Below are 14,776 nucleotides of genomic sequence, written 5' to 3'. Positions count from 1 at the left end.
TTGCGCCCCTTGCAGGCCAATGGCCGCGGAATGAAACTTTCGTAAGGGAAAGACTAGAGCCAGCCGGAGCGGCGGAAGCGCCAGTAGAGCACGACGCAAATTGCGATCGTGAAGCCGAGCACAGCGAAATAGCCATATTCCCACTTGAGCTCGGGCATGTGCTCGAAATTCATGCCATAGATGCCGGCGATGGCCGTCGGCACCGCGAGAATCGCCGCCCATGCGGCCAGACGGCGGGAGATGTTCGTCTGCTGCATCTGCGCGTTCATCAGGCTCGCCTCGAACGCGAATTCAAGCGTCTCGCGCATCGTGTCGATGCTTTCCTGCACACGGCGAAGATGGTCGCGCACGTCGCGGAAATGCGGGCGCATCACCTTGTCGATGATGACGATGTCCGTGTGCTCCAGACGCCGGCAGACGTCCGACAGCGGCACGGCGGCGTTGCGCAGACGCAGCAGGTCGCGGCGCAAGGTGTAAAGCTGCTCGATCTCCGCCGCGCCCATCGTCGTCGAAAGGACATGGTCCTCGATGTCCTCGACCTCGGAATTTATGGTTTCGAGGACAGGAAAGTAGTTATCGACGATGAAATCGAGGATCGCATAGGCGATGAAATCCTCGCCTTCCGACAGGCTTTGCGCGCGCGCCTCGGCGCGTTCGCGCACATGCGCATAGGTCTTCGACGCGCCGTGACGCACGCTGACGACATAGCCGCGCCCGACGAAAAGATGCGTTTCCCCGAAGGCCACACGGCCGTCCTCCATCTGCGAGGTGCGCGCGACGATGAAGATGCTGTCGTCGAACTCCTCGAGCTTTGGGAACTGATGCGCCTTGGCTGCGTCCTCGATCGCGAGAGGATGCAACGAAAACTGCCGTCCGACACGTTCGAGGAGATCGAGCGGCGGCTCGTAGAGCCCGATCCAGACGACATGGCCTTCGCGTTTCGACCACGCGCCGGCCTCGTCGATGTCGATGTCGGCGACCTTCACGCCGTCCCGGTAGACGGCGGCGTTGACGACGCCCGGCGCGTGCCTGGCGACGGCGGTCTTCGCCAAATCCTGCGCCAGATCGTCCATGGGCGCCGTCCCCATCAGGCCTTCGGGCCGCCGCGCGTCACGCCCACCTTGGCCGGGCGCAGCACGCGTTCGCCGATCATGTAACCCTGCTCGACGACCTGCGCGACCGTGCCGGCCGGCTGGCTCTCGTCGGGGATCTCGAAAAGCGCCTCATGCTGGTTTGGATCGAAACGCGCGCCCTGCGCCTCGATCTTCTTCACGCCGAAGCGGCCGAGACGCGAAAGGAAATCGCGCTCCATCAGTTCCACGCCTTCGAGCAGCGAGGCGGCTACGGGATCAAGCCCGCCGCGCTTGTCCTGCGGCACGCTTTCTACTGCGCGGCGGAGATTATCCACGAAGGACAGCATCTCCCGCGCGAAATTGGCGGCGCCGTAGAGCTTGGCGTCGGAAACTTCCTTCTCGGCGCGGCGGCGCACGTTCTCCGCGTCGGCGAGCGCGCGCAGCAGCTTGTCCTTGAGCCCGGCGTTCTCGGCGTAGAGATTCTCTAGTTCCGTGAAGGGCTCCGGCTCGTTGATATTCGATTCCGCCGAGGGCTGAGACAGCGATGATGCGCCCGCCTGCTCCGGCCGCGGCGTCCCGGCGTTCTTACCCTCGTTGCTCTGATCGCTCATGTTTTCATCCATCTTTTCCAGAAAGGCCGCGCTTCAAAGGCCCCGATATCTGCGCTGCGGCCGCCAAAATCAAGTCGCTCCGCCCCCCTGTCCCCTCGCCGGCCGCTTTTCGGCGGACGGCTGAAAGACCTCCAGCAGTTGCCGCTTGATCGTCGCCTGACGTTGCGGCGCGATGATTTTCGCCCCCGTGAGGTCAGTGACATAAAAGGCGTCGACCGCCCGCTCGCCGAAGGTGACGATATGCGCCGAGGCGATGTTGAGATTGAGCTTCGAGATCGCGTTGGTGAGGTCGAAAAGCAGCCCCTCCCGGTCGAGACCCGACACTTCGATCACCGTGTACACATTCGACAGGCTGTTATCCACCACGACCTCGGGCGCGATGGTGAAGGCTGCGATGGGCTTGATCGTTGTCGCCCGCGCCTTGACGGCGTCGGAGACGATGACCTCGCCGCGCAGCGCCCTGGCGATGAACTCCGCTATGCGGCGCGCGCGGCGAAGTTCGTCCTCGTCGTAATCGAACGCGCGCGAGAAGAAGATCGTGTCGAGCGCGAGCCCGTCCACGGTCGTGAAAATATGCGCGTCGACGATATTGGCGCCGCTCGCCGCGCAGCCGCCCGCGATGATCGACAGGAGCCGTGTGTTGTCCGGCGCAATGACTGTCAGTTCGACGGCGCCGCGCGTCCTGTCGAGATCGACCGCGGTCGCAAGCGGCGCCGTCGCGCCGTTGAGGGCGCGCAGCATCTCCGCGTGACGCGCCTTTCTCGCCACATCGACCTTGAGCCAATAGGCGGGATAGTGACGTTTCGCGTAAGCATCGAAATCCTCGTCGCTCCATTCCGGCAGCGCCGCGCGCAACTCGGCCACGGCCGCGGCGACGCGGCTCTTGCGGTCCACGGCGGAATGGCCGCCGCCGAGCACGACTTCGGTTTCCCAATAGAGAACGCGCAAAAGCTGCGATTTCCATGCGTCGAGAACATTCGGGCCAACCGCGCTGATGTCGCAGACCGTCAGCACGAAGAGCATCTTCAGCCGCTCCATCGTCTGCACGATCGCCGCGAAATTCTCGATCGTGACGCGGTCGGAAAGATCGCGGCTCTGCGCATAGCTCGACATTGTGAGATGGTGCTCGACCAGCCAGGCGACGCTTTCCGTTTCGCCGGGCGTGAAACCGAGGCGCGGACAGAGCGTGCGCGCCACCTCCATGCCGGCGATGGAGTGATCCTCCTTGCGGCCCTTGGCTATGTCGTGAAGGAATAGCCCGAGATAAAGCACCTTGCGATTGACGATCGTGGGCAGGATTTCGCCCACCAACGCCTGATGCTCCGGCCGGCGCCCGGCCTCGAGATCGGACAGCGCGCCGACGGCGCGCAACAGATGCTCGTCGACCGTATAGTGATGATACATGTTGAATTGCATCATCGCGACGACGCGCCCAAAATCGGGAATGAAGCGGCCGAGCACGCCTGTCTCGTTCATCCGCCGCAGCATGATCTCCGTCATGTTGCGCGACATCAGGATTTCGAGAAACAGCCGGTTCGCCTCCTTGTCGTTGCGCAGGTCGGCGTCGATCTCGCGCAGCGACAATGTCACCGCGCGCATCGCGTCCGGATGCAACGGCAAGCCGTGGTGGTCCGCCATCCAGAACAGACGGATGATGTTCACCGGATCCCTGTGGAAGACATTTTCATCCGCGATGCTGATGCGATCGTGATCGATGATGAAGTCGCCCTGCGGCGCCTTGCTGCGGCGGCGGCGGAAGGGCTGCAGGAAGCGATCGAAAATCGCGCGAGGCTTCGCCTGCTTCGCCTCCAGCGCCGCCCAGACGATGGCGGTGAGATCGCCGACTTCCTTCGCGACGAGGAAGTAATGTTTCATGAAGCGCTCGACGCGCGAAAGGCCCGCGCGGTCGTGATAACCGAGACGCGCCGCCATGGTCGGCTGGATGTCGAAAGTAAGGCGCTCCTCGGCGCGTCCGGTCGCGAAATGAAGATGACAGCGCACGCGCCACAGAAACTCCTCGCAGCGCTCGAAAAGGCTGAGCTCGGCGGAAGTAAACAGTCCTGCCGCGACGAGCTCCTTCGTCTCCCGCACGCGAAACACATATTTCGCGATCCAGAACAGCGTATTGAGATCGCGAAGGCCGCCCTTGCCTTCCTTCACGTTCGGCTCGACGAGATAACGCGAGGCGCCGGCGCGGCGCAGGCGCGCGTCGCGCTCGGCGATTTTCGCCGCCACGAATTCGCTCGTGTCCCAGCGCGCGATTTCGCGGTTGAAGGTCTCCTGCAGTTCGGTGAACAATTCGACATTGCCGAGAATGAAGCGCGCCTCGAGCAGCGTCGTGCGGATCGTCATGTCGTCGCGCGCCTGCCGCATGCACTCCGCGACGGAGCGCGAGGCGTGGCCGACCTTCTGGCGCAAATCCCACAGAATGTAGAGGATCGCCTCGATGACGCTCTCGCCCCAGGGCGTTTGCTTGTAAGGGAGCAGGAAGAGAAGATCGATGTCGGAGCCCGGCGCCAGCAGACCGCGCCCATAGCCGCCGACCGCGACAATCGTCAGGCGCTCGGCGAAGGTCGGATTGTCGACCGTATAGACGTAACGCACGACGTAATCGTAAATCGCGCCGATCAGCTCGTCTTCGAGCTGCGAAAGAAGCCGCCCGCATTCCATGCCCGAGCCGCGCGCTTCGAGACGGGCGCGGGCGCGGGCGCGTCCCTCGTCGAGCGCCGCGCGAAACAGCTCCACGACCGCGGTGCGGCGCGCATGACCGCGCTCGGTCCTGCAAAGTTCCGCGACGGGCGGCGCGAGCGCCGCGCGCAAACCTTGAAAACCGGTCGTCGGGTCGAGGCCGTCGAAGACGCTCGCGTGCGTCACACTCTGATCCATGGCGGTCATCCCGCGCGCAGCGCTTTGAGCCGCGCCTCGATTGCGTCGAAGAGCGGCACGGCAAGATCCGGCCCGCCCACCCGTTTTAGCGCGCGCAGACCTGTCGGCGAGGTGACGTTGATCTCTGTCAGGCGCCCATCGATCACGTCGATGCCGACGAAAAGCAGGCCGCGCCTTTTCAGCTCCGGCCCGAGCCGCGCGCAAATTTCCTGCTCGCGGGCGTCGAGTTCGGTCGCCGCCGCAGCGCCGCCGCGCACCATGTTTGAGCGGATGTCGTCCTGCGCCGGCACGCGGTTGATCGCGCCCATCGCCACGCCGTCGATGAGCAGGATGCGCTTGTCGCCCCTGGCGACCTCGGGCAGGAATTGCTGCACCACCCAGGGCTCGCGGAAGGTCGTGTGGAACATGTCGAAGAGCGAGCCGAAATTCGGGTCGCGCGGCGTGACCTTGAAGACGGCCGCGCCGCCATGGCCGTAGAGCGGCTTCATGACGATGTCGCCATATGTCGCGCGGAAACGTTCGATAGCGGCGCGGTCCCGGGTGATGACGGTCGGCGGCATCAGGTCCGCGAACTCCATCACGAAGACTTTTTCGGGCGCGTTGCGCACATGGGCCGGGTCGTTGACCACGAGCACGCGCGACTGGATGCGCTCGAGGAAATGCGTCGAGGTGATATAGGCGAGGTCGAAGGGCGGGTCCTGCCGCAGGAGCGCCACGTCCATCTCGATCAGGTCGATCTCGCGCGCCTCCCCCAGCGTGTAATAACGGTCGGGATCGTCGAAGACGTCGATGTGATGGGCGCGCGCGGTCAGCCGCCCGCCCTCCAGCGAGAGCTGGTCGGGGGTGTAGAACCACAGGCGATGGCCCCGGCGCTTCGCCTCCAGCATCAGGGCGAAGGTCGAATCGCCCGCGAAATTGATCCGCTCCAATGGGTCCATCTGGACCGCGACCTCTAACATTTCGCCTCCCGCCTTGATTCTACGTCGTTTCAGGCTCGAACGTGACTGTTAACCCGCCGTGAAAGGATGGCGACCTAGACTGTGCCGAATCCCAATAGCAGGACAATCGAGCACATGCGCAATCTATCCATCGGCGCCGGCCTCGTCTTTCGCCAATTCCTGTTTCTGACCCTGCTGCTCATGATGGGCGCCGCCGCTTATTTCGGCACGATGAACGTTCGCGACCTCACCGCCGCGGCCGCCGATCCCGCCAACGCCGCCCAGACCGCGAATCTGGCCCGGGCGGCCTATGAGGCGGCGAGTTCGCTCTCCATTGAGCTTTTCGTGGGCACACTGGTCGCGGGCTTTCTCGTCGTGGGCGTGTCGGTGCCGACAATGCACCAGACCATCGCCATCCCGATCAAGACCATCGCCAAGCAGATGACCGACCTCGCCGCCGGCGACACCCGCATCGAGGTCAAGGACACCGATCGCCAGGACGAGATCGGCGACATTTCCCGCGCCCTGGTCGTGCTGCGCGACGCTGTGCGGGCCAACAACGAAATGGCCGCCGAGATCAAGGCGCGCGACGACCGAGAGGAGAGGCTGCGCCGCGAGGCCGCCATCCGCGACAAGGTGGAGCATTACTCCGTGGAGCTCTCCGCCACCACAGCCAAGCTCGGCGACATGACCAAACGCATGGCCCAGTCCTCGGAGGAAATGATCGTGCAGGAGCGCCGCGCCCGCGCCGATAGCGATTTCGCCCGCACCGCGTCGACGCAGGCGGCCGCCGACGTGGCCTCCGTCGCCACGGCCTCCGAGCAGTTGCTCGCCGCAATCGGCGAGATCAGCCGTCAGGCCGTCGAATCGACCGCCGTCGTGCGTCAGGCCGTCGTCGAGACCAATGGCTCCGCCGCAGAAATGTTGCGGCTGGCCGCGGCCGCCAACCGGGTGGGCGACGTGGTGAATCTCATCTCCCGCATCGCCGCCCAGACCAATCTGCTGGCGCTCAACGCCACCATCGAGGCGGCGCGCGCGGGCGAGGCGGGCCGCGGCTTCGCGGTCGTGGCGCAGGAGGTGAAGAGCCTCGCCACCCAGACCGGCAAGGCGACGCAGGACATCGCCGACCAGATCGCGGAAATTCAGGCCGCGACGGACATGTCGGTGACCTCCATCGAGAAGATCAAGGCCAAGATTGCGGAGGTGGAGCACATCTCCGCGATCATCACGTCGGCCGTGCACGAACAGGACGCCGCCACCAAGGAAATCGCCCGCAGCGTGCGCTCGGCCGCGAATAGCGCCGGCGCCATGTCGGCCCACGCAGAGCAGGTGGCGAGCGCCATGGCGCAAACCGGCGCGGGGGTGGAAGCGATGGTTTCCATGGCCCGGGAGATCGACCAGATGGCCCGCCGCATGCACGCGCACACCGACGAGCTGGCCAAGAGCCTCGCGAGCTGACCGACGCTTCGCCTCCCCCTCGCGGGGGAGGAGGCGGGACGCGCGCCTTACCGCTCCGCGGACGCCTCGACCTCCATGCTCTCGATTATCTCTCCCGGCTTCCTCGTCAGCGCGTCGAGCGCATTGACGCCTCTCTCGGACGCGAGCCGCAGGTGGAGGCGTTTCGGCTTCTGGATATAGGCGGCGACCGCGTCGCCGATCCGCGTCGCTTTCTCCCCGCCCCCGGCAAGCTGGACGATCGCCATCGAGGCCGTTTTCGCGTAATCGGCCCGCGCCTTCTCGATCGAGGTCTTCTGCTCCTTCGCCTCCAGCGCCAGAACACGGTCGACGAGTCCCCCGCCCTCCACGGTGAAATCCACCGATTTCACCGAGGCCGCCAGCGCCGCCGCCCTAGAGACGATGGTCATCGACGAGAAAACGGCGCTCGAAACATCGCCGAAGGTCACCTTCAGCGTCGCTGCGCCCATCTCTTTGCCCTCCAGCCGGACGGGCGCGAAGATCGCCTCCTGCGACTTCTCGATCCACTCGCCGGCGACCGCCGCCGAGAGGTCGAGGTCACGATAGCCGAGCGCGACGAACTGGGCCGTCGAGAGCGCCTCGCCGCGCGCGGCGAGATCGATCACGAGCCGATCCATTCGGCCGGCGATTTTCGTGGGCGCGATCTCGCGAAAGTTCGTGAAATCCGCCGTGGCGCCTTCGAGACGGAATTTCATTCGGGAATTGTCGCCCGCCCTGGGATCGGGAAGATCCGCGTCGAGCCCCTTCGCCTCGATATGGGTGAAACCCGGATAAGGCCCCTGGATGAACGCGCCCACCCGCGCGTCGCGCATGAGGAAATGCTTTAGCGAGACCTTGCCGCCGTCCGAGGACGCGAGCGCGAAATCCTCGATCGTGAAATCGCCCACCGTGGCCGAGGCAATCCTGTTTGCGGAAACCCGGCCGATCTTCACCGTGTAAGGCTTCTCGGCCGGCTGGCCTTTGCCGGTCGCCACGATGTCGCGAGCCTCGAGCGAGGCGAGCTGGAAGGAGGCAAAGGCGTCGACCAGTTCGCGCAACAATGCGGCGTCGGTTCCCGCCTTTTCCGGATCGAACGCCTCCAGCCGCTCGAACAGCTGCGCGGGCGGCGTCGGCAGGGCCCGGCCTTTCACGCCCGCAAGCGTCAGTCGCCCCGTCTTCACCACGAGATTTTCGCGCTTGTCCTCGAACGTCGAGGATTCGACGGTCTCTTCGTCGACGAGCGGCTTCATTGCCTCGTTCGGATCGGTTCGGGTCGCGAGCGCGAGACGCGCCAGCTGCCGCAGATCCACACCCTTCGACGCGAGGACGCTCCAGACATAGCGCTCGGCCCCGCCATCCGGCTTTTCGACGGTCTGTTCGGCGCCCGCCGCCCGCGCGGCGCCGATTCGACCGGCGACGACATTTTCGAGCGTGACATCGCGATAGGCGCTGCGCTGGATCGTTCCGCCGCTGCGCGTTTCAGTCGCGAGCGATGGAATGACGATTTTTTTCGCCGAGAAATTGGCGAGGCGGGCGTCGATCGCCTTGTCGTCGCCATCGAAAAGATGCGTCAGCTCGGCCGCGGAGAGGGCCGCGCCCTGAATGTCGAGATGCGGGATGCGATAGGTCGTCGCTCCGACCGTGAACGCAAGATTGTCGACGCCAACCCCTTTCTCTGCAGCGTGAAGAACGGCGAGGGGAAAAAAAATCGCGGCCGCCCCGGCGGCCAGGCGCGCTTTCCGCTCCATAATGTGCAGCGACAAGACTGTCCCGGGGAATTTCCTGTGCATATGAGTTGTTCCAACAGGGCTTCGGCGGCGGCGCGGAGCTTGCACGGGCGCGCCGGCCGGGTAAAGACCCGTGTTGTTTAGTCGCAGCCAGATACCCCCTCCGGCCAGATGCGATTTTTCCATTTCACGTGCTAGAGAGAGCTCATGCGACGACTCCTTCTCCTTCGCCACGGCAAGGCCGACCGTCACTCCGCCGGCGGCGACCGTGAACGCCCGCTCACGAGGCGCGGCGAGGAAGACGCCCGCCGGATCGGCGAATTTCTGCACGACGAGGGCATGACTCCCGATCTCGCCGTCGCCTCCAACGCCCGGCGCGCGAAGCAGACGCTGGAGCGGGCGCTCGAGGCGTTTCCCGCTCACGTTACGCACTTGATTGAAAACACGATCTATCTCGCGACGGTCGACCATCTCGTGGAAGTGCTGCGACAGACGCCCGACAAGGTGAAGACGCTTCTCGCCGTCGGCCACAATCCGGGCTTCGCCGAACTCGCCTATTATCTGGCCGGAAGTGGAGAGCCCGCCGACATCGACCTGATGCGCTCCAAATATCCAACGGCCGCGCTGGCAATTCTCGACTTCGAGACCGATCATTGGTCCGAGGTCCGTCGCGGCGCGGCGCGGCTTCATCGATTCGTGACGCCCGCACGCCTGCGCGGCGACGAAGACGACGATCCGGACTGACGCCGGAAGGCGTTCAACGCAATGCTGGTTGAAGCGCTTGTGACAATGCTTGCGGCGGCGACGCCGCAAAAGCCGCCGACGGCCGTGATCGCTCCGGCGGCGCTGTTTTCATTCGCCTCCGCCCCGGCGTATCAGCCCGAGAAGCGCGCCGTGGATAATTGGCGCTTCGAAAGCGCGCTGTCGCTCGAGCTGTCTCCGCTCGCGGCGGCGCGGCGGGCGACCGGCGCCGAGGACAATGATCCCGCCCGTTGCGTGAAGCTCAACAATTACTGGTGCATCAAGCGCGCAGGCTGGACGGGCGAGATCGCCGCCGACGCCGACGGCCACGTCGCCTTCGCCACGGCCGAGGAAGGAGCCGCCGTCGCAGCGCTGCTTCTGCGCCGCTATTACGTCGATTACAAACGCCGCACCGCGCGGGCCATCGTCGAGCGCTGGGCGCCGGCGCAATGCACGCCGATGATCGGCCACGCCGTGCCGGGCCCGCCAGCCTCGCGCGCCGGCATGGCGCGGATGCTGCCGCAGCGCGTCGTGCCCATGGGCCTCGCCCCGCGCGGCATCCAGAACACGCTTCGCGCGCGCTGGCTCGCGGCGCATGGACGCGGCGGCGTTGGCGGCGGCGTGGCCAGCCGGCGCGGAAGCTCAGCCGCTCTCGACCTTCTGCCCGCCCCCTCGATCATGGAGGGCGTGTCGGAAATCCGCAGCCGGAAGCGCGAGCGGGCCGAACCCAAAACCATCACTCCCGACGTCGAAACCCCGAGCGCGCTGGCGACGGCGTCCCTGCCGCCCTTGCCGCCGATCCGCTCACTCGGCGACTGCTCCGGCGAGCTTGCGCGCATCGCAAATTACGCCGCCCATGTCGCCGAGGGGGTCGTCTCCGGCCCCAACGAGGATCTGATGCTGTTCACGGCCGCAGGCCAGCCGACCGGCAATCTCGCCAAGGTCATGGCAAATATGGCGGCGGTGGAAATCGGCCCGTCCCGCCCGCGCGCCGGCTTGATCGTCGCCGCCGTTGCGCAACTGCGCCGGATGCTCGAAAATCCGGCGACGCTTCAGCCAGCGCCGCCCGAATCGCCCGAGACGACCGCGCCTGCGGCGGCCGAAGCGTCCACGACGCCCGAGCTGCCTCCTGCGGCCGCCGCGCGCTGAGACGGATTTCGCTAGCCGCGGCCGCGGGATAGGAGCCCTCCGGCGCATGTGCTAGACGGTCCCCCGAGACGCCCCTCCCTCCCCTCGGGCGTCAGTAATTTTCCAGGTTCGTCAAAAAGATGAAAGACAACCGCAGCGACCTCGCGCCCATGTCGGCGGTCGAGACGCGCGACCCGCAGCCCGGACGCCCGGCCGACGCGGCGACGCCCCTCGCCGCGCTGCGCGGCCCGCATGCGCCGCATCTCCAGCGTGATGAGCTGCTGTGCGAGATCTTCGCTGCAACGGTTGCGGCGACCCCCAACGCGCTTTGCATGACGACGCTGGAACGCCGTTTCACTTACGCTGAAGTCGACGCGCGGGCGACGGCCATCGCGCGCGGCCTGCTGGCGCATGGCGCAGGCCCCGGCGACGTGATCGGCCTGTGGATGGCGCGCGGACCGGAGCTGCTGATCGCCCAGCTCGCCATAGCGAAGACCGGCGCCGCATGGCTGCCCTTCGACGCCGATGCGCCGGCGGACCGCATCGCGATTTGCCTGAAGGACGCGGAGTCGCGCCTTCTCGTGACCTCGGCCGCCTTCGCGCCGAAAGCGGCGCCGTCAGTCGAGGCGAAAACGCTCGTCGACGAAGAAATCGCGCTTCCCGGCGACGACCCTATCCCCACCGCGCGCGAACTCGGCGCGACGCCGGACCACCCGGCCTATCTCATCTACACTTCGGGCTCGACGGGAACGCCGAAGGGCATCGTCGTTTCGGGGCGCAACATCTGCCACTATCTGCGCTCGGCCAATGAAATCTACGGCGTGACGCAGTTGGACGTCGTGTTCCAGGGCGCCTCCGCCGCCTTCGATCTGTCGATGGAGGAAATCTGGATTCCCTATCTCGTCGGCGCGACGCTTTTCGTCGCGACGCCACAGATCATCGGCGAGACGGAGGCCCTGCCAGACCTTCTCGAGGAAGCCGGCGTCACCGTGCTGGACACGGTGCCGACCCTTCTCGGCGTCATGCCGCGCGACGTGAAGACGCTGCGCGTCATCATTCTCGGCGGCGAGGCCTGCCCGCCGGCCATAGCGGAACGGTGGTCGCGGCCGGGGCGGGTGATTTTCAACAGCTACGGCCCGACCGAGGCGACAGTCGTGGCGACGGTCGCGCAGGTGTGGCCGAACGAGCCCGTCACCATCGGCAAGCCGATCCCGAATTACACTTGCTACGTTGTCAATGACGCGATGGAGCTTTTGCCGCCCGGCGTCGAGGGCGAATTGCTGATTGGCGGGCCCGGCGTCGCGAACGGCTATCTCAAACGCGACGAGCTGACGGCGGAAAAATTCATCGCAAATCCGTTTTTGTCGGATGGCGGCGATCCGATCCTCTATCGCTCCGGCGACGCCGTTCTTCTCGACGAGAAAGGCGACATCGTCTTTCGCGGCCGTATCGACGATCAGATCAAGATCCGGGGCTTTCGCGTCGAACTCGGCGAAATCGAGTCCGTGCTGGGTCATCAACGCAACATCCGTCAGGCGGCCGTGGCGCTGCGTAACGAGACGGGCGTCGACGAACTCGTCGCCTTCGTCGTGACGAACAGCGAATTGCCCGATCCGCGCGAATTGCGCGGCAATCTGCGGGAGGTTCTCCCCTCCTACATGGTCCCGTCGCGTTTCGAGGTCGTCGAGGCTCTGCCGCGACTCTCCTCCGGCAAGGTCGATCGCAAGGCGCTGAAGCAGATCACTCTGACGCAGCCCGCCCCGAGCAACGAGGAACAGGAAGAGCCGCGCGACGAGACGGAGGCGGCGCTTCTCGCCGCCGCAAAACGCGTGCTTCCGCCGGGCGCCATTCCCTTCGACGCCGATTTCTTCACCGAGCTCGGCGGCCACTCGCTGCTTGCCGCGCGCTTCGTCTCCGTCGTGCGCGAAACGCCGCGACTCGCCTCGATCACATTGCAGGATCTTTATGCGCTGCGCACGCTGCGCGCGCTGGCCGGGCAGCTCGAAGGCAAGACTCACGCGCAAGCCCGGTCGCGCGATCTCTCCTTCAAACCCACGCCACTGCTCCGACGCTTCCTCTGCGGCCTTGCGCAGGCGGCGGCGCTGCCCTTCATTCTCGCCATCGTCACCGCGCAATGGCTCGGCGTCTTCGTTTCCTATCAGCTCATCACCACGCCCGACGCGACTCTGCTCGACGAACTGGTCGCGCTCCTCGGCGTCTACATGTGCGTCAATGTCGCGACGCTGCTCGTCTCGATCGGCGGCAAGTGGCTCGTCATCGGCCGCACGAAACCGGGGCGTTATCCCTTGTGGGGCGTCTATTATTACCGTTGGTGGCTGTCGCAGCGGCTGATCGGCCTCACCCACGCCAAGTGGTTCCAGGTGTCGCCGTTGATGCGCCTTTATCTCTCGGCCCTCGGCGCGAAGATCGGCGAGGACGCGCTGATCAGCGAACTCGACATGGGCGCTATCGATCTCGTCTCGATCGGAGCCGGCGCGTCGCTGGGCTCCAAGCTGAAACTCTCCAACGCGCGAGTCGAAGGCGACGAACTCGTCATCGGAACGATCGACATCGGCGCCGACGCCTATATCGGCACGTCATGCGTGATCGAGAACGACGTGGTGATTGGCGACGGCGCCGCGCTGGAGGATCTGACCTCCGTTCCCGCCGGCGCGCGGATCGGCGCGCATGAAATCTGGAACGGTTCGCCCGCGCGCCATAGCGGCATGGTGGATGAATCCGCGCTCGACGCGCCCGCCCGGGCGGAGCCGGGGCGGCGGCTCGTGATGACCTTCCTCTTCACTCTCCTCGTGCTTGCGATTCCGCCGCTCGGGCTTCTGCCGATTTTCCCCGCGTTCTGGGCCTTCGACAAGCTCGAAAGCATGCTGCAGCTCACAGAGTCGCAGCAGACGCTTTACCTTGCCCTGATCCCGGTCTTCGCCTGGCCGACGGCTTTCGTGCTCGTGCTGGTGACGGTCGCCTTCATCGTCGCCTTCCGCTGGATCGTGCTGCCGCGCGTGAGCGAAGGCCGTTATTCGGTCTGGTCCTGGTTTTACCTGCGCAAATGGGCGGTGGCGCTGGCGACGGAAGTGACGCTCGAAACGCTCTCTTCGCTTTTCGCCACGCTTTACATGCGCACATGGTACCGGCTGATGGGCGCGAAGATCGGCAAGGATTCCGAGATCTCGACCAATCTCTCCGGCCGCTACGACATCGTCGACATCGGCGAGAAATGCTTCATCGCCGACGAGGTGGTGCTCGGCGACGAGGACGTGCGCCGCGGCTGGATGTATCTGAGACATGTGAAGACCGGCGACCGCGTCTTCATCGGCAATGACGCGGTCGTGCCGCCCGGCGCGGAAATTCCCGCCAATGCGCTCATCGGCATAAAGTCGAAACCGCCAGAAAACCGGGAGATGTCGGAGGGAGACACGTGGTTCGGCTCGCCGCCGATCAAGCTCCCCGTCCGCCAGACGTTCGATGCGGGCGGCGCAAGCTGGACCTACCAGCCGCCTCTCTGGAAGAAGGCGCTGCGCGCAGTCTACGAAGCAGTAAATGTTTCGCTGCCGACCATGCTGTTCATGACCTTCGGCACATGGGCGGTGGAAAGTTTCGGCCAGAAGCTCGTGGACGGCGAATATGGGGCCGTCGCCGCGCTCTTCATCCTGGATTCGGTGCTGATCTCGATCGGCATGACGCTCGCCGTCGTCGCCGTGAAATGGGTCACTATGGGACGCTATGAGCCGCAGGTGAAGCCGATGTGGTCCTTCTGGGCGATGCGCACGGAAGCCTGCGCCGTCCTCTACTGGGGCCTCGCCGGCAAGGTGCTGCTCGAACATCTGCGCGGCACGCCGTTCCTGCCATGGATGCTGCGGCTGTTCGGCGCGAAATTCGGGCGCGGCGTCTTCATGGACATGACCGACATTACGGAGTTCGATTGCGTGAAGGTCGGCGACTATTGCGCACTCAACATGGTCGCGGCGCTGCAGACGCATCTTTACGAAGACCGCGTGATGAAGGTCGGCCGCGTCGAACTCGGCAAGGGCGTCACGGTCGGCGCCGGCTCCACCGTGCTCTACGACACCCATATCGGCGATTACGCGCGGCTCGGACCCCTCACTGTGGTGATGAAGGGCGAGAGCATTCCCGCGCACAGCGAGTGGATCGGCGCGCCGGCGGAACCGTCCGCATAGCCGATCGAACGACGCCGTTCACGC

The 14,776-nt window shown here is 65.4% G+C and carries 9 protein-coding genes; 4 read left to right on the top strand and 5 right to left on the bottom strand.

Annotated features, from left to right (window positions below; translation table 11 throughout):
* Nucleotides 1-53: 53 nt before the first annotated feature.
* The 4 genes from corA to gshB all read right to left on the bottom strand — a co-directional run bounded on the left by corA (nucleotide 54) and on the right by gshB (nucleotide 5,529).
* A complete protein-coding gene (gene corA, locus LG047_RS16960) occupies nucleotides 54-1,073 on the bottom strand; it encodes a magnesium/cobalt transporter CorA (RefSeq protein WP_036289296.1) in 1,020 nt (339 codons plus the stop codon).
* Nucleotides 1,074-1,087: 14 nt separating this feature from the next.
* Nucleotides 1,088-1,684 carry a nucleotide exchange factor GrpE gene (gene grpE, locus LG047_RS16955; RefSeq protein ID WP_036289293.1) on the bottom strand — a complete coding sequence of 199 codons (597 nt, stop codon included), beginning with the start codon at nucleotides 1,682-1,684 and terminating at the stop codon, nucleotides 1,088-1,090.
* Nucleotides 1,685-1,753: 69 nt separating this feature from the next.
* Nucleotides 1,754-4,570 (bottom strand): [protein-PII] uridylyltransferase, encoded by a 2,817-nt coding sequence (locus LG047_RS16950; protein ID WP_227967918.1) that lies wholly within the window; start codon nucleotides 4,568-4,570, stop codon nucleotides 1,754-1,756.
* A 5-nt stretch (nucleotides 4,571-4,575) separates the two neighbouring features.
* The gene (gshB, locus tag LG047_RS16945; RefSeq protein ID WP_227967917.1) at nucleotides 4,576-5,529 is read right to left on the bottom strand and encodes a glutathione synthase; all 954 of its coding nucleotides are present in this window, start codon (nucleotides 5,527-5,529) and stop codon (nucleotides 4,576-4,578) included.
* A gap of 114 nt (nucleotides 5,530-5,643) precedes the next feature.
* On the opposite strand from gshB, the gene LG047_RS16940 reads away from it, so the two are divergent.
* Nucleotides 5,644-6,966: a methyl-accepting chemotaxis protein gene (locus LG047_RS16940; RefSeq protein WP_036286388.1), complete on the top strand. Its 1,323-nt coding sequence runs from the start codon at nucleotides 5,644-5,646 to the stop codon at nucleotides 6,964-6,966.
* 47 nt (nucleotides 6,967-7,013) lie between these two features.
* On the opposite strand, the gene LG047_RS16935 is transcribed toward LG047_RS16940, so the two are convergent.
* Nucleotides 7,014-8,726, bottom strand: a complete 1,713-nt coding sequence (locus tag LG047_RS16935; protein WP_227967916.1) for a hypothetical protein — start codon at nucleotides 8,724-8,726, stop codon at nucleotides 7,014-7,016.
* A 171-nt stretch (nucleotides 8,727-8,897) separates the two neighbouring features.
* Here LG047_RS16935 and LG047_RS16930 point away from each other — a divergent pair, with 171 nt between their 5' ends.
* The 3 genes from LG047_RS16930 to LG047_RS16920 all read left to right on the top strand — a co-directional run bounded on the left by LG047_RS16930 (nucleotide 8,898) and on the right by LG047_RS16920 (nucleotide 14,752).
* Nucleotides 8,898-9,434 carry a histidine phosphatase family protein gene (locus LG047_RS16930; protein WP_227967915.1) on the top strand — a complete coding sequence of 179 codons (537 nt, stop codon included), beginning with the start codon at nucleotides 8,898-8,900 and terminating at the stop codon, nucleotides 9,432-9,434.
* 21 nt (nucleotides 9,435-9,455) lie between these two features.
* Nucleotides 9,456-10,580 (top strand): hypothetical protein, encoded by a 1,125-nt coding sequence (locus tag LG047_RS16925; protein WP_227967914.1) that lies wholly within the window; start codon nucleotides 9,456-9,458, stop codon nucleotides 10,578-10,580.
* A 119-nt stretch (nucleotides 10,581-10,699) separates the two neighbouring features.
* Complete coding sequence (locus LG047_RS16920) at nucleotides 10,700-14,752, top strand: Pls/PosA family non-ribosomal peptide synthetase (protein ID WP_227967913.1); 4,053 nt, start codon at nucleotides 10,700-10,702, stop codon at nucleotides 14,750-14,752.
* The last annotated feature ends 24 nt before the right edge of the window (nucleotides 14,753-14,776 follow it).

It is taken from the genome of Methylocystis sp. WRRC1 (assembly GCF_020733155.1).
Classification (GTDB): domain Bacteria; phylum Pseudomonadota; class Alphaproteobacteria; order Rhizobiales; family Beijerinckiaceae; genus Methylocystis.
This window is presented reverse-complemented; position numbering and strand designations above follow the sequence as displayed.